Below are 17,405 nucleotides of genomic sequence, written 5' to 3'. Positions count from 1 at the left end.
AAGATTAAAAAATGATAGATGCTAGCTATCACTATCGATAAATTGATGATTTGTATTTTTATTGTTCTTAAAAGAATTTGCTATCAAGTCATGAATTCGCTACAATGAGTTATAAATAAAGGAGGAGAGTCGAAATGAGTGAGATTTATCAATCGATTACAGAACTTGTTGGCAATACCCCTATCGTAAAATTAAATAATATTGTACCTGAAGGAGCAGCGGATATTTATGTGAAGCTGGAATCATTTAACCCAGGTAGCAGTGTCAAAGATCGTATTTCTTTAAGTATGATTGAGCAAGCAGAAAAAGATGGTCTTCTAAAAGCTGGCGATACAATTATCGAACCAACGTCTGGTAATACAGGTATTGGTTTAGCAATGATTGGAGCGGCCAAAGGGTATCGTGTGGTGTTAGTGATGCCAGAAACAATGAGTATTGAACGACGTAAACTAATGCAAGCATATGGAGCAGAATTACTTCTTACTCCAGGCACAGAAGGTATTTCTGGATCTATTAACAAAGCGAAAGAATTAGCAGCTGAAAATGGCTATTTTATGCCATTACAATTTGATAATCCAGCAAATCCAGCAATTCACGAAGCAACTACTGGTAAAGAAATTATTCAAGCATTTGGCGAACAAGGATTAGATGCTTTTGTTGCTGGAATTGGGACAGGTGGAACAATTACAGGAGCTGGTCGTGCATTAAAAGATGCGTATCAAGAAATTAAAATTTATGGCGTTGAACCAGCGGAATCAGCAATTTTGAGCGGAAACCAGCCAGGGCCACATAAAATTCAAGGAATCGGGACAGGTTTTGTACCTGCTGTTTTAGATGTGGAAATATTTGATGAGGTTTTGGCAGTCTCAAGTGATGATGCCATAGCAACCGCTCGTGAAGTTGGCGTGACAGAAGGTATTCTTGTCGGGATTTCATCAGGAGCCGCTATCAATGCGGCATTACGTGTCGCTCAAGCACTAGGAGCAGGTAAAAAAGTTTTAGCGATTGTTCCTGATAATGGTGAACGGTACTTATCAACGGCATTATATCAGTTTGATGAAGCTTAATTGTTGGATAAAAATAGAAACCTATTCTTGTTGGCGCAAGAATAGGTTTTTTTGATATAAATTGCTAGAAAAAAAGAGAGAGTCATAGTATGATAAAAAAAGATAGAAGAATGGAGGGAATCCTGTGACGACTTTTGATGATGCATTGAACCATTTAAAAGAAGAAAATATTCGCATCACACCACAACGGATCGCCATTTTAGAATTTTTAGCAAATGCCAAAACTCATCCAACTGCTGAAGATATTTATCAAGCAATTGCTGTGAAATTTCCTGGTATGAGTGTTGCAACTGTTTATAATAATTTACGATTATTTACAGAAATCGGCTTTGTTAAAGAAATGAATTATGGTGACGCTTCTAGTCGTTTTGATTTTCATACAGATCCTCATTATCATGCTATTTGCAAACAATGCGGAAAAATTGCAGATTTTCATTATCCAGGACTTGAAGACGTTGAGATGGCTGCTCAACAATTGACTGGTTATACAATTAGTTCACATCGTTTAGAAGTTTATGGAGTGTGTCCTGATTGTCAAAAAGGAGGAAATAATTAAATATGCGTATTATTCAAACGAACAAAGCACCTCAAGCAATTGGCCCATATGTTCAAGGTCGTATTGCTAATGGATTTTTATTTGCATCTGGTCAGGTACCATTGAATCCAGAAAACGGTGAGGTTGTGGGTACAACAATTCAAGAACAAACAACTCAAGTACTAAAAAATATTTCAGCAATTTTAGAAGAAGCAGGAATTACTGCCGATCATATTGTGAAAACAACTTGCTTTTTAAAAAACATGGATGACTTCGTGGCATTTAATGAAGTATATAGCACTTTATTTAATGAAGCATTACCTGCTCGTTCAGCAGTTGAAGTAGCACGTCTTCCAAAAGATGTATTAGTAGAGATCGAAATTATTGCTTCTGTGACTGAAGCTTAAGGACATGGAGCTGTTTCTATTTTTTAGAGACAGCTTTTTTATATGATAACTTATTAAAAGAAGGGATTTTATATGCTTTCATTACAAGAATATTTAAATAATGGACAAACGACTTTGTCCAATCTGCTAGTGGATAATTATCGTCGATTAGGGATGTCTAACGATGAATTTCTGTTATGGGTTCAATTATATCGTTATCACGAAGCAGGGGATGTTTTTCCTGATTTAGCACCTATTGCAGCTAATATGGGGTATTCACAAAACGAGTTGTATCTTTTGTTAAATCAATTAGTGCAAAAAAAATTATTAGTCATTGATTCGAAAAAAGATTTGAATGGTAGAATGAATGATTATTATGAGTTTAATGTTATTTTTGAAAAACTTGAACTTTTACAAAAACAGCAAAAGCAAGAGGTTGAAACACAAACATTTGAGAAGCAAGTGCAGTCTGTTTATCAAATGTTTGAATCAGAATTCGGGCGTGCGTTGTCACCTATTGAATATCAACGAATTGGCCAATGGATTGAAGAAGATCGTTATCATCCTGAATTGATTCAATTGGCGTTAAAAGAAGCTGTTTTGAATCAAGCGTACAGCTTAAATTATATTGATCGTATTTTACTTTCATGGGAACGGAAAAATATTACTTCGAAAATGCAAGTCGAAGAAGAACAAAAACGTCGTAAAAGACAGATGCTACAAAAAGAAACGCCAACAGCTGCACGACAATTACCTCGTGTATCTATGCATAATTGGCTAGAAGAGGAATAGACATGATTAGCAAAGAGAAAACGATGATTGCATTAAATAAAATGTACGAAATGTTTCCTGATGCGCATTGTGAGTTAAATTACGAAACACCTTTTCAATTAGTTATTGCGGTCGCTTTGAGTGCGCAAGCAACCGATGTTTCCGTTAATAAAGCAACTCCAGCATTATTTGAAGCATTCCCAACTCCTGAAGCATTAGCCGCAGCATCAATTGATGAGATTATTGATAAAATTCGTACGATAGGATTATATCGTATGAAAGCTAAGAATATTAAAGCATGTGCTGAACAAATTTTAGAGCGTTTCGATGGTCAGGTACCTCAGACACGAGAAGAATTAGTAAGCTTACCCGGCGTTGGACGAAAAACGGCAAATGTAGTTTTGGGAGAAGCGTTTGGGATTCCAGCATTTGCAGTAGATACGCATGTGGAGAGAATTGCGAAGCGTTTACGCATTTGTAAATTAGATGCGAATGTTTTAGAAGTAGAAGCAACTTTAATGAAAAAAGTACCAAAGGAGTTATGGGTAAAAACACACCATACCATGATTTTCTTTGGACGCTACCACTGTACAGCACGAGCTCCGAAATGTGAAGTATGTCCGTTATTAGATATGTGTCAAGAAGGTAAAACACGAATGAAGAAAAAATAAAAGACTTAACTATTTCTCTAACAAGAGGTAAATAGTTAAGTCTTTTTTCTATTGACTTGTTCCGGGTGTTTCTGTAGGTGTTGAGGTAACAGGTGGTGTTGTTTCGACTGGTACTGATGATACAGGTGGTTCTTCTGAAGACGGTATCGGTACACTTGACTCAGGTTCTGGCGTCGTTTCAGAAGGCGTCGTTTCGACTGGTGTACTACTTTCAGTAGGTTCTGTTTCAGGTACCGTTTCAATCACAGAAGACGACGTTTCCGGAACAGATTCAACGGTTGATTCGATCGTTGATTCAGACGTAGAACTTGACTCAGTTTTCTTAGAGCTTTCAGTTGTTGGCTTAGGTTCTTCTGATTGAGTGGTTTCAATCACTTCTTTAGAAGATGGCGTTGTTTTAACTGAAGACGGTGTTGTCTGACTTTCTATGGCATCTTTTAGATAGAGTTCATTCCCAACTCTCACTAAACCATCCGGCATTTCCCAATCTTTATTTTCTATTGATGCTGAAACAAATTGCATTAAGTTACGATACACATCTGTGGCAACTTGGGATGATTCGCTAGTGACGGGTGTTAATTTATCTTCATAACCAGTCCAAACAGCTAAAGAATAATGCGGTGTGTAACCAACAAAACTAATGTCTGGAGAAGGTGAGTTCACTGGTCCTACTTGAGCAATCTCGCTATCTGTATAGTTTGAAGTTCCTGTTTTCCCAGCCTGATATAAACCAGAAATCGCAGCATTTGTGCCTGTGCCATCTGTAATAACATCTTTTAGAATGTCAGTAATCATATAGGCAGTCGTGTCTTTCATTGCTTGTGAGCCTTCTGGATGGAAGGCATCAACTTCTTCTGTGCCATCTTGATAAACAATTTTATTTACATATTGTGGTTCATAATACGTACCACCGTTAGCAAAAGCAGCATATGCGGCAGCCATCTTAAGACTGGATACACCGTATTTTGTCCCTTCTTGAACACTTGTATTACTAGAAATCGCATTAGATTGTTCTAAAGTATCATATTGAATGCCTAAACCTTCAAGGAATTTTTCAATATTTTCTGTACCGACTTCTGCGAAAAGTTTTGCAGCTGGAACGTTACGTGACAAAGCTAAGGCTTTTCGCAAGGTCATCGTACCCATATATTGATTATCCCAGTTGTTAATACTGATGTCGGTACCTTCATATTTGTAAGGCTCATCAACAATTGTTTTTCCTGTTGAATAATCTAAATATTCAAAAGCAGGACCGTAATCAACGAGTGGTTTGACAGTTGAGCCAAAATCACGTCCAGTATTTACTGCATAGTTGGATCCCCAAACGACACCTTCTTCAACATTACGACCGCCAAGTTGTGCAGTTACTTTGCCAGTTTCTGCATCAATTAGAGTAGCGGCTACTTGCATTTCATCATCAGGGTATTGAACGTATTGATCGCTGTTAACAATATCAAATAAACGTTTTTGCGCAGGTAAATCAATATTTGTATAAATATCTAAACCATTTTGCATACTGTCTTTACCGACTTTTTCTTCGACTTCAGCCAAGACTTCTTTTAAATAATTATCATAATAACGCCAATCATTTTCTGATTCTGTAAGTTCTTGTAATCCATCATCGATTGGTGTTGCGACTGCTTCATCGTATTCTTGTTGAGAGAGTTTTTCATTATCTAACATAGTCATTAAGACGGTGTCACGTCGTTGTTTCGCAGCTTCTGGATTGACATAGGGATCGTAATAGTTTGGTGCATTTGGCATACCAGCAATCAAAGCAGTTTGTGCAGTTGAAAGTTCGTCTAAAGGTTTACCATAGAAGATTTCAGAAGCTGTTTCCATTCCATAGACACCGTTAGACATATACACTTTGTTGATATAATACGTTAAAATTTCTTGCTTTGATTTTTCTTGTTCTAATTGAACTGCCATCCAAGCTTCTTGTGCTTTTCGGCGTAAATTTTGATCCTCTACTTTTGTTGAGAAGTAAGATAGCTTAATCAATTGTTGGGTTAAAGTACTCCCACCTTGTTTCCCACCATTAATCAAATTGGAAACAGCTGAACCGATAATACGAACAGGGTCAACACCAATATGATTATAAAAACGACGGTCTTCCACTGAAACAATGGCGTCTTCTAATTTTTTAGGGATTTCGGTTGCAGAAATTGTTTCACGTCGTTCAATTCCAAAATCCTGAAATGCTTCGCCGTTTGCAGCAAAGAATTGGATGGAATTGGCGGATTCAAGTTCTGCATCTGTTAATTCTGGTGCATCTTTAGCATAATACCAAAATAGTCCCATACCTGATAAAATACCAATGCAAGCAAGAAAGACCAGTCCTATGATTACTTTTAAGAAAATAGAACCAAATGATTTCTTTTTCTTTTTCTTGGGTGTTTTCTGCTTGCTAGATTTAGGTGCCTTGGTACTATGGCGTGAAGCGCGGGAATTTTGTTTATTTGCCATAACTAATTTTTCTCCTTTTCTTGTAAATAGTGGTTTACAGCTTCTAGATATGGGATACGCGGGGCAATTCTTGGTTGAATTTCAATCCCAATTTCTTCAATTAATGAAAGAGATAATGATTTCTTTGCTGTATGTTGCGAATCCCAATAATGAATAAGATGCTGACTATCAAGAAAAAAACAACGTTCTAGCGTTGAGAACCATAATAATACGAAACAAATGCCATTTTGTTTCAAACAATTTCTCATATGAATAATCTGATGCTCGTGGAAATTTTTTAACGGAAACGAGGTTTTATTTTTCGTTTCTTTCGCTTCAAAATCAAGATAATATCCTTGATAAACGCCATTATAATCTGTCGTAGAGGCTTCTTTAAAGTACGCTTCTTTAATTACAGCAGCGCTTCGACGAGGATAATCTACGTGAACAATTTGAACAGGGGTAGGTTTTTTATGAATAACAGCTTGTCCACGATTGAGATAATAGTCATTACTTACATTGATAGCTTCTTCAAATCGCATGCCACGATTTGCAAAATTGGTTGTTTTTTCTTTTGCTTGCATTTTTTGTTTCATCGTTCCATCATAGGATATAGGATGGCCATTGGGGTATCGAAAAACCATAATATTCACACTCCTAGGGCACATTATACCAAAAAGAGAAAAAGAAAGAAAAGGGAAGTGTGTGAAAAGAATGCAAACAATGGTTGTTTCCGGTTATCGAAGCTTTGAATTGGGCGTTTTTCAAGAGAAAGACCCAAAAATTAAAGTTATTAAGAAAGTTCTAAAAACAACGATTCAACAATATATTGAAGAAGGTTTAGAGTGGATTTTGATTGGTGGGAATTTAGGTGTTGAGGTTTGGGCAGGGCAAGTCGTGATTGAATTGCAAAAAGAATATTCGGAATTAAAACTAGGAATTATTTTTCCTTTTGAGGAATTTGGAAACAATTGGAATGAAACGAATCAGCAAGTGTTAACTGAATTAAAGACGCAAGCAAACTATGTCAATGCCGTTAGTCACCACCCGTACCAACATCCAGGACAATTAAAAAATCATTCACACTTTTTATTAACCCATGCAGGCGGGCTAATCCTAGTGTACGATGATGAATATCCTGGCAAGACGCAGTTTTTATTAAAAGAAGCACAAGAATACGCTACTGAAAATGCCTTTATCATTCATCAAGTTACTATGGATGATTTACAAAACACTTTTTTTGAAGACGATAGTGTTTGATTTATTCGGTTTTTTTGGATAGAATAGAAAAGAAGAGCTAAAACTAGCGGAATCTAAATTAATGAGGTGTAAATATGGCAGATTTAACATACAGTCCAACAGATATTTTACAACAAGAATTCAAAACGAAAATGCGTGGGTATGATCCTGTTGAAGTGGATGAATTTTTAGATGGTATCATCAAAGATTATGAAACATACAATCAAGAGATTTTAGCATTACAAGAGGAAAATGATCGTTTACATGCAAAAATCGCACAATTAAGTAAGACACAAGAAATTAAAGCAACACGTACGCAGACCGAAGCACCAAAAAGCCAAACTGTAACTAATTTTGATATTCTAAAACGTTTATCAAATCTTGAAAAAGAAGTGTTTGGTAAAAAATTAGATCAAGAAATCCCAGTTGTTGCGACAACTAAAGTAGTCAATGAAAACTATACACAAACAAAAAATGATGACGACGATTTAGAGAAAACACGTCAATTTTAATTAAAACAGTCATAAACTCTGTGATTTTCAGATAATCGCGGTTTGAGTTAGATCAAGCTGAGGAAAGTCCATGCTCGCACAAGCTGCGATGCTTGTAGTGTTCGTGCCTAGCGAAACCATAAGCTAGGGTACTTTATAATTAGAGTAACGGCAGGAAAAAACGGCTAAGGCTTTTTGCTATGCCCAAGTATCCTTGAAAGTGCCACAGTGACGAAGCAACAAGGGAAACTTTGTTGGTGGAACGCGGTAAACCCCTCGAGCGAGCAACCCAAACAATGGTAGGGGCGCTTTTTGTAACGGAAATGAACGGGACAATGAGGCAATTTTTATTGCAGATAGATGATTATCCAAATTATTTTGCTCCCTGTAAAATAATTGGACAAAACATGGCTTATAGAAAATCACAGTTAATCAGGGAATCCTTCCATATGGGAGGTTTTTTTTATCACTATTTATGAAAAAATTATGAAAATAACAAACGAAATTACAAGGAGTAGATTATGAAAGAAAAAACCTTTGAGCTAGTAGCTACAGCGGCAAGTGGTTTAGAAGCATTAGTTGGAAAAGAGTTACGTAACTTAGGGATTGAATGTCAAGTTGAAAATGGCCGGGCTCGTTTCAAAGGCACAGTGGAAACGATTGCTAAGGCTAATTTATGGTTGCGCACAGCTGATCGTATTAAAATTGTTGTTGGCGAATTTGATGCCTATAGTTTTGATGAATTATTTGAAAAAGTAAAAGCTTTGCCATGGGAAGACTATCTACCATTGGATGCTGAGTTCCCAGTTGCTGGAAAATCAATCAAGTCAAAATTATATAGTACGCCGGATTGTCAAGCTATTACAAAAAAAGCAATCGTTAATCGTTTGCGTGAATATTATCATCGTCCTGCTAGTGTGCCATTGGCTGAAACAGGCGCTTTGTTTAAATTAGAAGTTGCTTTATTAAAAGACCATGTGATGGTAACCTTAGATACAACTGGTCCTAGTTTATTTAAACGAGGATACCGTTTGGAAAAAGGGGGAGCACCGCTAAAAGAAAATATGGCAGCAGCTTTAGTACAATTGACTAATTGGCATACGGATCGTCCATTTGTTGATCCTGTATGTGGTTCAGGAACGATTTGTATTGAAGCAGCACTTATTGGACATAACATTGCGCCAGGGTTTAATCGTGAATTTGCTTGTGAAGCATGGGATTGGTTCCCAGCAGAAACTTTTGAGAAGGTGCGAGCTGAAGCAGATGCAGCAGCAGACTATGACGTTGAATTAGATATTATGGGAATGGACATTAATGGTCGAATGATTGACATCGCTCGTGCTAACGCTGAAGAAATCGGTTTAGGTGATTCAATTACTTTCAAACAACAAGCTTTGAAAGATTTTAAAACAGAAAAAGAATATGGCGTTATCTTAGCCAATCCGCCTTATGGTGAACGTCTAGGTGAAGAAGAGAGCGTCCGTCAATTATACAAAGAGATGGGTGAAGTTTTCCGACCTTTAAAAACATGGAGCAAATATATTTTAACAAGTGATTTATTGTTTGAAGAATTCTATGGTGAGAAAGCAACCAAAAAACGTAAGCTATATAACGGTGCGTTAAGAACGGACTTATTCCAATATTGGGGAACAAGACCTCCAAGAAAACCAAGAATTGAGGAATAAAAGGAGCTTATGTCATGCAGGAACAGGAATTTTTACAAGAATTAAAAGAAATTGATTTGTTACAGCAAGCTTTAGCTATTTTAGAGTGGGATTCACAAACAGGGATGCCTGATAATGCCAATGATTATCGTAGTGAGGTGACAAGTTATTTATATGGTCAATATTTTGAAAAAAAAGTCGGACCAAAAATAGCAGAAGCGATTACTTATTTTGACAATCATCCAGAAGAATTATCAGAAGTAGGTGCTGCTGCATTCCAAGTAGTGAAGGAAGAATATGAGCTAAATCATGCTGTTCCTAATGAATTGATGACTGAATATTCACGGGCAACGTCAAAAGCGCATAGTGCTTGGCAAAAGTCCCGTGCACAGAAAGATTTTAAGCTATTTCGTGATGCTCTAGCAGAAAATATTCGTTTAACGAAGGCACTCATTCCTTATTGGCAAAAAGAGGAAAAAACAGCCTATGATGTTTTGTTAAATCAGTATGAACCTAACATGACGACTGCCATTTTAGATCAAGTGTTTGCTGAAGTTCGTGATGGAATTATTCAAATTCGTCAAACGTTATTAGAAAATGGGCAAGAACCTCGTGTTGATTTTCTTGCGCGTAAGATGCCTGAAGCACAACAACGTAAGTTTATTAGTAAAGTAATTCAAGAACTGGGTTACGATATGGACCGCGGTCGTTTAGATAATACGATTCATCCGTTTGCTACGGGAATTAATCATCGTGATGTACGATTAACGACTCGTTGGAATGAACATGATTTTTCGATGGGGATTTTCGGAGTGATTCATGAAGCAGGTCATGGGATGTATGAACAAAATATTGATGAAAAATTTGAATATACCCCTGTACATGAAGGTGCTTCTATGGGGATTCATGAATCTCAATCCTTGTTTAACGAAATCATTATTGGAAGTAATCAGGCTTTTTGGCAAAAACAATATCCCTATTTCCAAGAATGTGCAGAAGGAACATTTGATGATATTTCATTTGACGAATTTTATAAAGCGTTAAAACGAACTCAAGCTAGTTTAATTCGAATTGAAGCAGATAGTTTGACCTATGTGTTGCATATTATTATTCGTTATGAAATAGAAAAAATGATTTTTAATGATAATGTTTCAGTGGATGAATTGCCACAAATTTGGAATGATAAATACGAAGAATATTTGGGAATTCGTCCAGAAAATGACTTGGAAGGTATTTTGCAAGACGTGCATTGGTCTGGCGGTAGTTTTGGTTACTTCCCGTCGTATGCATTAGGTTACATGTATGCGGCGCAATTGTATCATGCGATGCAAAAAGAGCTAGATGTTGATCAAGTATTAGCTTCTGAGGACTACACGCCTATTAAAAATTGGTTAACAGAGCATATTCATCGTTTTGGTGCGTCTAAAAAACCAAATCAATTAATTTTAGAAGCTACAAATGAGCCGTTAAATCCAACCTACTTATTAGATTATTTACGGACAATTTATTATACTGTTTATCAAGTCAACGAATAGAACGTGAGGTTGTGACATAAATAAACTATTCAAACTATATAGAGATTGTTTCTGCAATCCGACAGGTTGTTGTCGCAAATTTACGCGCCTCTTATTTTATATAGTTCGAATAGTTTTTCCTTGTCTTTATTTATGTTACCGCCTCATTTTTACGAAAGGATAGATTATGAAACGATTGTCACAAGTTATTACCTATACAAAAGAAAAACTGGCACATGAACAAACAGGACATGATTTTTTACATGTTCAACGAGTAGCACATCTTGCTGATTTTATCATTGAACAAGACAAGTTAGCTGTCAATCGGGAAGTAGTATTAAGTAGTGCTTATTTACATGATGTGATTGATGATAAAGTGGTTGTAGATGTTGCCCGAGAAATTGATGAATTAACCCAATTTCTGCTATCAATTGATTTTTCATCAGCAAGGGTTCAAGAAATTTTAGCCATTATTCAAAATCTATCCTTTTCAAAAGAAGTAGAATCGGGAAAACAACTCCTGTCTTTGGAAGGGCAAATCGTACAAGATGCGGATCGCTTAGAAGCATTAGGTGCAATTGGAATCTTGCGTACTGCCTACTATGGTGGCGGACATAATCATCCTATTCATAATCCGGAATTGCCCCCGCAAGTATTTACTTCAAAAGTAGATTATCGTAAAGGAACAACGGTGATTAATCATTTTTATGAGAAATTATTTTTATTACCAGAAAAGATGAACACGCAAGCTGGAAAAAAAGAAGCGAATCGACGGAAGAAATTTATGGAAGACTTTTTAACAGAGTTTTATCAAGAATGGAATATTTAGACAATTTTAATCTTTTGTGCGTATATTTTCCATTTTTTAGGAGTTTTCTTATAATGAAAGAGAAGGGGGCGCGACGAGCAAATGTTTTTTCAGCATAGTTTAAAACCAAAAGAATTATCTAAAGTGATTACGAATGTTAAAGAATGCTTTTTTGTTATCTCAGCAAAACTCGAAACACGCAATTATCACGTGGCCGTTTACAAGTATAATGGGGAATATTTCGTTTTAAGTGACGCACGTATTTTTGAACAAGTTGAAGGGCTCTGTGAAGAAAGACAAGGGGACGAAGAAGAATTATTACCTTATATTGAAGAAGCGATGGAAGATAATTTATATTCCATAGTACATGAAAATTATGTGCGTTTGGATTTGGATATTTTAGCTCATGTAGACCAACCGAGTAAAATTAATGCACACTACTACGAATTTATTGATGTATAACAAAAAGCAGGATGAATTGCTTAATTAACTAGCCATTTATCCTGCTTTTTCATGAAATAAATTATTTTGTACGTAGACGAAAATCTTTGATATGTTGGTAACCTCGATAAGCATTTAAAAAGATTAACAATAATCCTAATGCAATAGGGATTGCCAATAAATATAAAGGATAGCCATATGTTTGCTCAATAACTTTTTGAGAAGTTGTTTGTAGCTCAGTAAATGCTTGTTGAATTACTTGGAAACTAAACACAGTTAGAAAAGACGCAATGATGAATAATGCAAATTCAAGATAGGGTATCTGCGAGTTTTTTCTAAAAATGGCAAACCCAATGTATAAGATTAAAAGAAAGATAGGGACACCAAAAGCAAAAAAACTATTTAACATAGAGAACACCTCCTAATCCTATGATACTGCAAAATAAATTGTTTGAAAAATATTTACGAAAAAAAGTATAAAGAATTGAGGTGGAAGCTATATCTGCATATATCGAACCCATTAAGATTGCCGTGCTAGTCTTTCCATTTTTAGCACTAGCTATTTCTGCAATTTTCTTTATCATTCAATATCGCCGTTACGGTCGTTTTGTTGTATCACGTGCTCTTATTTTATATTCATTTATTTTTTATTTACTTTGTGCTTATTTTTTAGTGATATTACCGTTACCATCCATTGAGGAAGTTGCTAAATTAACAGGCCCATCAATGGAGTTGACTTTAGGAGCATCTGTACAAAATTTTTTAAAAGAGACGGTATTAGACATTCACCGTCCACAAACGTATCTAGCAGCTATGAAACAATCGGTTTTTTTGGAACCGGTCTTTAATGTATTGCTAACTTTGCCTTTTGGAATTTATTTGCGTTATTACTTTAAAAAATCATTCAAACAAACGGTACTATTAACGTTTTGTCTGTCCTTATTTTTTGAATTGACGCAATTAACAGGTTTGTATTTTATTTATCCTCGTTCCTATCGATTGTTTGATGTCAACGACTTGTTGCACAATACTCTTGGTGGCATATTAGGTTATTTCATTACACCGATTTTCACTTTCTTATTGCCAACTAGAGAAGAAATCGATGGGCGTTCTTACGCAAAAGGAACCGAAGTTACGTATATTCGCCGAGGTGTTGCGTGGGGAATTGATTGGCTTTTTATAGGATTTTTAACGACGCTCATCACGATTGTTTTACGTCTATTTACAAATGATTATACGATTACGTTAGACAACAATTTAATTGTTTATTTTGTCCAAATTTTTCTTTATTTTATCTGTTTACCATATCTAACAAATGGGCAAACACTGGGTAAAAAGATTGTTCGAATTCGTGTAATTGGTGACGATACGACAAGGCTTTCATTCAAAGCCTTATTTCAGCGATATGGTTTACTTTATATGATATATTTTGCCTTGAGTCGCATTAGTTTAGCATTAGTTCCAGGAATTCAAAGCGATGATTATTTTCAAATCGTAGTTTCTGTGCTATTGTCTTTAATGATTTTTGCTATTCAAGCAATGTTTGTTATTAATATTAGTTGGGCGATTATTAGAAAAAATCGTCGACTATTCTACGAAAAAATTAGCCACACATATACGATTAGTACGATTAAAAAGAGATCAGCATAGGATTATCCAAAGCAATATGCTATACTTTGAAAGATTCTAAAAGGAAAGAAGGTGCTAAAATGTCATTCAAACGATTTGCATTTCAGCCATTTATTTATCAAGCTTTAGAGGATAAAAAATTCTCGGAGCCAACCGAAGTACAGGAAAAATTAATTCCTGTTATTAAAAAAGGAAAAAGTGTTGTTGGACAATCACAAACAGGAAGCGGAAAAACGCATACGTTTTTACTTCCTTTAATGGATAAAATTGATCCTTCAAAAGATGAAGTTCAAATAGTAATTACAGCGCCAAGTCGTGAATTAGCCACACAAATTTATCAAGCGGCTAAACAAATTGCTCAATTTTCAATACCCGAAATTCGAGTGACCAATTTTGTTGGCGGAACAGACAAACAGCGTCAGTTAGATCGTTTAAAAAATCAACAACCACATGTGGTTATCGGAACGCCTGGACGTATTTTAGATATGATGAATGAACAAGCTTTATCGGTTCATACAGCATTGGCATTTGTTGTTGATGAAGCAGATATGACATTAGATATGGGCTTCTTAGCAGAAGTTGATCAAATCGCTGGACGTTTGCCGGATAAACTACAAATGTTAGTCTTTTCAGCGACGATTCCTGAAAAACTACGCCCATTCTTAAAAAAATATATGGAAAATCCATTAATTGAAGAAATTCGCCCGCAAGCAGTTATTTCTGAAACAATTGACAACTGGTTAATTTCAACCAAAGGAAAAAATACCAATGCTTTAATTTATGACTTGTTAACAACGGGGCATCCGTATTTGGCCATCGTATTTGCAAATACAAAAATGCGTGTTGATGAAATTACAGAATATTTACGTGAACAAGGATTAAGAGTGGCGAAAATCCATGGAGATATTACACCTCGTGAACGCAAACGAGTAATGCGTCAAGTACAAAATCTGGAATATCAATATGTCGTAGCAACCGATTTAGCTGCACGTGGAATTGATATTGAAGGTGTATCACATGTAATTAATGCAGAAGTACCAGAAGATTTAGATTTCTTTATCCATCGTGTTGGGCGTACAGGGCGTAATCAACTTTCTGGAACGGCGATTACTTTGTATGAGCCAAGTGATGAACAAGCTATCACTGAAATTGAAGCGCTAGGAGTAACGTTTAAACCTAAAGAAATTAAACAAGGTGAAATCGTGGATACTTATGATCGTAACCGTCGTAAAAAACGTGAAAAAAGCCGTGACGAACTTGATCCAACATTAATCGGTTTAGTGAAGAAGAAAAAGAAAAAAATCAAACCTGGATATAAGAAGAAAATCCAATGGGAAATTGATAAGAGTAATAAAGCAAAACGTAAAATTGAGCGTCGCCAACAAACCCGTACTGCTAGAAAAAATAAAAAAAGCTCAAATAACTAAATAAAAAATCGGTTATGCATCGTGCATAGCCGATTTTTTATTTAGTTAATCGTTTTCGCATAGTCACACATAAGATACCATCTTCTTCAAATGGTTCAGATATGCGTTGATACGCTAATTTTTCATAAAAAGCAATCGCTGTTATTTCGGCGGATAGAAGCGCATAGTGATAGCCGTCTTTCAGCGCTTGTTCTTCAAAACGTTGCAGTAATTGTTTACCAAGCCCGCGCTTGCGATGTGTTTTGGCAACACAAAAACGGTCCGGTTGAATCGTATCGTGCGAATAAGCTTGATAACGAATGGTCGCAACAGGAATAGTACGTTCAAATAAAACAAAATAATTTGGTTGTTGCGCATCAATTTCATCAAACTCCCAGTGAGGAGGAATGTTTTGTTCTTCAACGAAGACTTGATAACGTAAATGGAAAGACGCTGCTTGTAACCAAGCGTCACTGCCATAATACAAGGCAAAGTTGATTGAAAGGGCCTGTTGCCATTCAGATAGACGTTCAGTCATTCGGCCATTATTTGCGCCACTGGTAGATAGGCAATTTATGACGGTTAAGTCAGTGAACAAGCGGTGAATTTGAATTTCTTCAGCCGCTTTTTTGCCATTAGCAATAATTTTCTTAATCGGCGCATCAGCCAATAAGGATGAAAAATCATTTATAGTGGTTTCTTGGAATTGATGGTCCATACTACCTGTCCGATGAAAACTGCCATATACATCCCATAAACCTATTCCATACGCTTTTAATATGCGCAATCGCTCGGTATATTTTTGAGGATCACGGACACCAAGCGCCTGGAAAAGCACACGCCAAAATTGATTGCCTTTGTTGGCATAATATTGTTGCGCTACCAAAGATTGCTGACTGGGCGCACTACCAACAATTAAAATTTCGGTATGTTCATCATAAAATGGAGGCAAACCTTGGTTCATTCTAGTCACCTGCTTTCATTTAGTGCTATACTGATTGTAACAAATATGGATTGGAAAAGGGGAGAAGAATGTGCATCTCTTTGAAGCCTTAGAGTGGAGTAATTGGAAAAATTTATCCATCGAAGTCAAAAATCAAGTGATTAATCAAGTACTTATGTATTTTGTAAGTCCATTAAAACGAATCTCTGATGTGGAATACAAAGAATTTGAATTAGCAGGAGTGAAGTGTGGTACCTTTGAATGTTCAATTGATGGTGAACGTTTTGTTTTGGTTCCTGGAAGTAAAGAAGTTATTTTAGGTTGGGATTTAGGAATACAAGGCTTGCCTGTAACTGTATGGGATACCAAAGTAGAACAACATGATTCGCATTTTAAAACGATTGTACAAAATTATGGATTGGAAAACGCCGAAGATTGGGATATTTTTGTTAATGAATCAACTAGTGCGTTAAGAAAGGTTTCAATATCACCAATGCTCGTTCAAAAAGATGCGCTACCTGCTGGAACAAAATTTATCGGGCAATTGGATACCATCACTGGTGAATTTCAAGGCTTGGTGGAAAAATTCACACCGATTGAAGAAAAATTGCGCCAACATTTCAAACAGCCGACTAATTTTGAAGAGAGTTTAATGTGGCAGTTACCAACACAAATCTTTGAAAAAGATTCATTTTATGCCTTATTAAATCCTACTGATGAAACTTATCGTATTTATCGTCATCAAACTTGTACATTAACGACACTGCGCCAGTATCTCCATCAACAGATGTTTGACCTGCTTGATGAAAATCAATGGGAATATGCTGTTGGCGCAGGAACACGTAAATTATTTCGCTGGGGAATGGAATTAGACGAAAAAGTTAATTACTATGGTAAACAAGTCACGAAAAAAATGCATCAAGAAAACATGTTTGGTTTATTTTTTGATGTAAGTCGCACGCGATGGGAAATTACAGATTCCAATCGTTTGAAATTAGAAAAGCAAAAAGATGTGGGGATTTCACTGCTTGATAAACTACCCTTATCTTCGTATTATCGCTCACGAAAAATTTTAGCTGAAGATGAAATCTTAGACCCGTGTGACTTTTTATATCGTAAAGTGATTGTCATCGCACACCAATAAAATATAATTGACTTTTTCAGAAAGTTTGCATATACTTTGTGAGGAGAAGGATATGGTCATAAGCTACGCACTTCACAGAAAACTTTTCATAGCTGAGAGAAAAGTAAGGCTACTTGTGGTTGCTCCCTTTAGATGAATTGATAGAAATATCAACGCAACTCAGCGTTATCGAGTTTAAGAGGTAATGATATGACATCATTGCAAACAAGGTGGTACCGCGTGTAAACGTCCTTGTCTTGCAAGATGTC

The 17,405-nt window shown here is 36.1% G+C and carries 18 protein-coding genes and 1 other RNA gene; 15 read left to right on the top strand and 4 right to left on the bottom strand.

Annotated features, from left to right (window positions below; genetic code table 11):
* The first annotated feature begins 134 nt into the window (after window positions 1–134).
* From cysK to nth, 5 genes are all read left to right on the top strand, one after another.
* The gene (gene cysK / locus AC4BC7_RS04040; protein ID WP_490503913.1) at window positions 135–1,067 is read left to right on the top strand and encodes a cysteine synthase A; all 933 of its coding nucleotides are present in this window, start codon (window positions 135–137) and stop codon (window positions 1,065–1,067) included.
* 124 nt (window positions 1,068–1,191) lie between these two features.
* Complete coding sequence (gene perR, locus AC4BC7_RS04035) at window positions 1,192–1,623, top strand: peroxide-responsive transcriptional repressor PerR (protein ID WP_490503912.1); 432 nt, start codon at window positions 1,192–1,194, stop codon at window positions 1,621–1,623.
* 2 nt (window positions 1,624–1,625) lie between these two features.
* Complete coding sequence (locus AC4BC7_RS04030) at window positions 1,626–2,009, top strand: RidA family protein (RefSeq protein WP_207940619.1); 384 nt, start codon at window positions 1,626–1,628, stop codon at window positions 2,007–2,009.
* Between the two features lie 72 nt (window positions 2,010–2,081).
* Window positions 2,082–2,780 (top strand): DnaD domain protein, encoded by a 699-nt coding sequence (locus AC4BC7_RS04025; RefSeq protein ID WP_207940618.1) that lies wholly within the window; start codon window positions 2,082–2,084, stop codon window positions 2,778–2,780.
* A gap of 2 nt (window positions 2,781–2,782) precedes the next feature.
* On the top strand, window positions 2,783–3,430 hold the full coding sequence (gene nth, locus AC4BC7_RS04020) for an endonuclease III (protein WP_490503911.1): 648 nt from the start codon (window positions 2,783–2,785) through the stop codon (window positions 3,428–3,430).
* A 48-nt stretch (window positions 3,431–3,478) separates the two neighbouring features.
* On the opposite strand, the gene AC4BC7_RS04015 is transcribed toward nth, so the two are convergent.
* Together AC4BC7_RS04015 and recU are read right to left on the bottom strand one after the other, a co-directional pair.
* On the bottom strand, window positions 3,479–5,899 hold the full coding sequence (locus AC4BC7_RS04015) for a PBP1A family penicillin-binding protein (protein WP_490503910.1): 2,421 nt from the start codon (window positions 5,897–5,899) through the stop codon (window positions 3,479–3,481).
* Window positions 5,900–5,901: 2 nt separating this feature from the next.
* Window positions 5,902–6,522 carry a Holliday junction resolvase RecU gene (recU, locus tag AC4BC7_RS04010; protein WP_207940615.1) on the bottom strand — a complete coding sequence of 207 codons (621 nt, stop codon included), beginning with the start codon at window positions 6,520–6,522 and terminating at the stop codon, window positions 5,902–5,904.
* A 70-nt stretch (window positions 6,523–6,592) separates the two neighbouring features.
* On the opposite strand from recU, the gene AC4BC7_RS04005 reads away from it, so the two are divergent.
* The 7 genes from AC4BC7_RS04005 to AC4BC7_RS03975 all read left to right on the top strand — a co-directional run bounded on the left by AC4BC7_RS04005 (window position 6,593) and on the right by AC4BC7_RS03975 (window position 12,056).
* Window positions 6,593–7,138 (top strand): SLOG family protein, encoded by a 546-nt coding sequence (locus tag AC4BC7_RS04005; protein ID WP_207940662.1) that lies wholly within the window; start codon window positions 6,593–6,595, stop codon window positions 7,136–7,138.
* A 74-nt stretch (window positions 7,139–7,212) separates the two neighbouring features.
* Complete coding sequence (gene gpsB / locus AC4BC7_RS04000) at window positions 7,213–7,629, top strand: cell division regulator GpsB (RefSeq protein ID WP_207940614.1); 417 nt, start codon at window positions 7,213–7,215, stop codon at window positions 7,627–7,629.
* 23 nt (window positions 7,630–7,652) lie between these two features.
* An RNA gene (rnpB, locus tag AC4BC7_RS03995) (RNase P RNA component class B) lies at window positions 7,653–8,028 on the top strand.
* Between the two features lie 101 nt (window positions 8,029–8,129).
* Window positions 8,130–9,293 (top strand): THUMP domain-containing class I SAM-dependent RNA methyltransferase, encoded by a 1,164-nt coding sequence (locus tag AC4BC7_RS03990; protein ID WP_490503909.1) that lies wholly within the window; start codon window positions 8,130–8,132, stop codon window positions 9,291–9,293.
* 14 nt (window positions 9,294–9,307) lie between these two features.
* Window positions 9,308–10,807: a carboxypeptidase M32 gene (locus AC4BC7_RS03985; RefSeq protein WP_207940613.1), complete on the top strand. Its 1,500-nt coding sequence runs from the start codon at window positions 9,308–9,310 to the stop codon at window positions 10,805–10,807.
* A gap of 166 nt (window positions 10,808–10,973) precedes the next feature.
* Window positions 10,974–11,615, top strand: a complete 642-nt coding sequence (locus AC4BC7_RS03980) for an HD domain-containing protein (protein WP_207940612.1) — start codon at window positions 10,974–10,976, stop codon at window positions 11,613–11,615.
* Between the two features lie 81 nt (window positions 11,616–11,696).
* Window positions 11,697–12,056, top strand: coding sequence for a hypothetical protein (locus AC4BC7_RS03975; protein ID WP_207940611.1), 360 nt, complete (start codon window positions 11,697–11,699; stop codon window positions 12,054–12,056).
* A gap of 61 nt (window positions 12,057–12,117) precedes the next feature.
* Here AC4BC7_RS03975 and AC4BC7_RS03970 read toward each other — a convergent pair whose 3' ends face one another.
* On the bottom strand, window positions 12,118–12,444 hold the full coding sequence (locus tag AC4BC7_RS03970; RefSeq protein ID WP_207940610.1) for a hypothetical protein: 327 nt from the start codon (window positions 12,442–12,444) through the stop codon (window positions 12,118–12,120).
* Window positions 12,445–12,533: 89 nt separating this feature from the next.
* On the opposite strand from AC4BC7_RS03970, the gene AC4BC7_RS03965 reads away from it, so the two are divergent.
* Together AC4BC7_RS03965 and AC4BC7_RS03960 are read left to right on the top strand one after the other, a co-directional pair.
* Entirely contained in the window at window positions 12,534–13,685 is a 1,152-nt protein-coding gene (locus tag AC4BC7_RS03965; protein WP_490504409.1) for a VanZ family protein, read from the top strand.
* 59 nt (window positions 13,686–13,744) lie between these two features.
* The gene (locus tag AC4BC7_RS03960) at window positions 13,745–15,091 is read left to right on the top strand and encodes a DEAD/DEAH box helicase (protein WP_490503908.1); all 1,347 of its coding nucleotides are present in this window, start codon (window positions 13,745–13,747) and stop codon (window positions 15,089–15,091) included.
* Window positions 15,092–15,128: 37 nt separating this feature from the next.
* Here AC4BC7_RS03960 and AC4BC7_RS03955 read toward each other — a convergent pair whose 3' ends face one another.
* Window positions 15,129–16,034, bottom strand: a complete 906-nt coding sequence (locus AC4BC7_RS03955; protein WP_490503907.1) for a DNA-deoxyinosine glycosylase — start codon at window positions 16,032–16,034, stop codon at window positions 15,129–15,131.
* 70 nt (window positions 16,035–16,104) lie between these two features.
* On the opposite strand from AC4BC7_RS03955, the gene AC4BC7_RS03950 reads away from it, so the two are divergent.
* Complete coding sequence (locus AC4BC7_RS03950; RefSeq protein WP_490503906.1) at window positions 16,105–17,157, top strand: DUF7278 family profilin-like fold-containing protein; 1,053 nt, start codon at window positions 16,105–16,107, stop codon at window positions 17,155–17,157.
* The last annotated feature ends 248 nt before the right edge of the window (window positions 17,158–17,405 follow it).

It is taken from the genome of Enterococcus sp. AMC1623 (genome assembly GCF_058216495.1).
This window is presented reverse-complemented; position numbering and strand designations above follow the sequence as displayed.

Coding starts and splice junctions, on each gene's coding strand:
- cysK (WP_490503913.1), top strand. CDS start 135: ATGAGTGAGATTTATCAATCGATTACAGAACTTGTTGGCAATACCCCT.
- AC4BC7_RS04030 (WP_207940619.1), top strand. CDS start 1,626: ATGCGTATTATTCAAACGAACAAAGCACCTCAAGCAATTGGCCCATAT.
- AC4BC7_RS04025 (WP_207940618.1), top strand. CDS start 2,082: ATGCTTTCATTACAAGAATATTTAAATAATGGACAAACGACTTTGTCC.
- nth (WP_490503911.1), top strand. CDS start 2,783: ATGATTAGCAAAGAGAAAACGATGATTGCATTAAATAAAATGTACGAA.
- AC4BC7_RS04015 (WP_490503910.1), bottom strand. CDS start 5,899: ATGGCAAATAAACAAAATTCCCGCGCTTCACGCCATAGTACCAAGGCA.
- recU (WP_207940615.1), bottom strand. CDS start 6,522: ATGGTTTTTCGATACCCCAATGGCCATCCTATATCCTATGATGGAACG.
- AC4BC7_RS04005 (WP_207940662.1), top strand. CDS start 6,593: ATGCAAACAATGGTTGTTTCCGGTTATCGAAGCTTTGAATTGGGCGTT.
- gpsB (WP_207940614.1), top strand. CDS start 7,213: ATGGCAGATTTAACATACAGTCCAACAGATATTTTACAACAAGAATTC.
- AC4BC7_RS03990 (WP_490503909.1), top strand. CDS start 8,130: ATGAAAGAAAAAACCTTTGAGCTAGTAGCTACAGCGGCAAGTGGTTTA.
- AC4BC7_RS03985 (WP_207940613.1), top strand. CDS start 9,308: ATGCAGGAACAGGAATTTTTACAAGAATTAAAAGAAATTGATTTGTTA.
- AC4BC7_RS03980 (WP_207940612.1), top strand. CDS start 10,974: ATGAAACGATTGTCACAAGTTATTACCTATACAAAAGAAAAACTGGCA.
- AC4BC7_RS03975 (WP_207940611.1), top strand. CDS start 11,697: ATGTTTTTTCAGCATAGTTTAAAACCAAAAGAATTATCTAAAGTGATT.
- AC4BC7_RS03970 (WP_207940610.1), bottom strand. CDS start 12,444: ATGTTAAATAGTTTTTTTGCTTTTGGTGTCCCTATCTTTCTTTTAATC.
- AC4BC7_RS03960 (WP_490503908.1), top strand. CDS start 13,745: ATGTCATTCAAACGATTTGCATTTCAGCCATTTATTTATCAAGCTTTA.
- AC4BC7_RS03955 (WP_490503907.1), bottom strand. CDS start 16,034: ATGAACCAAGGTTTGCCTCCATTTTATGATGAACATACCGAAATTTTA.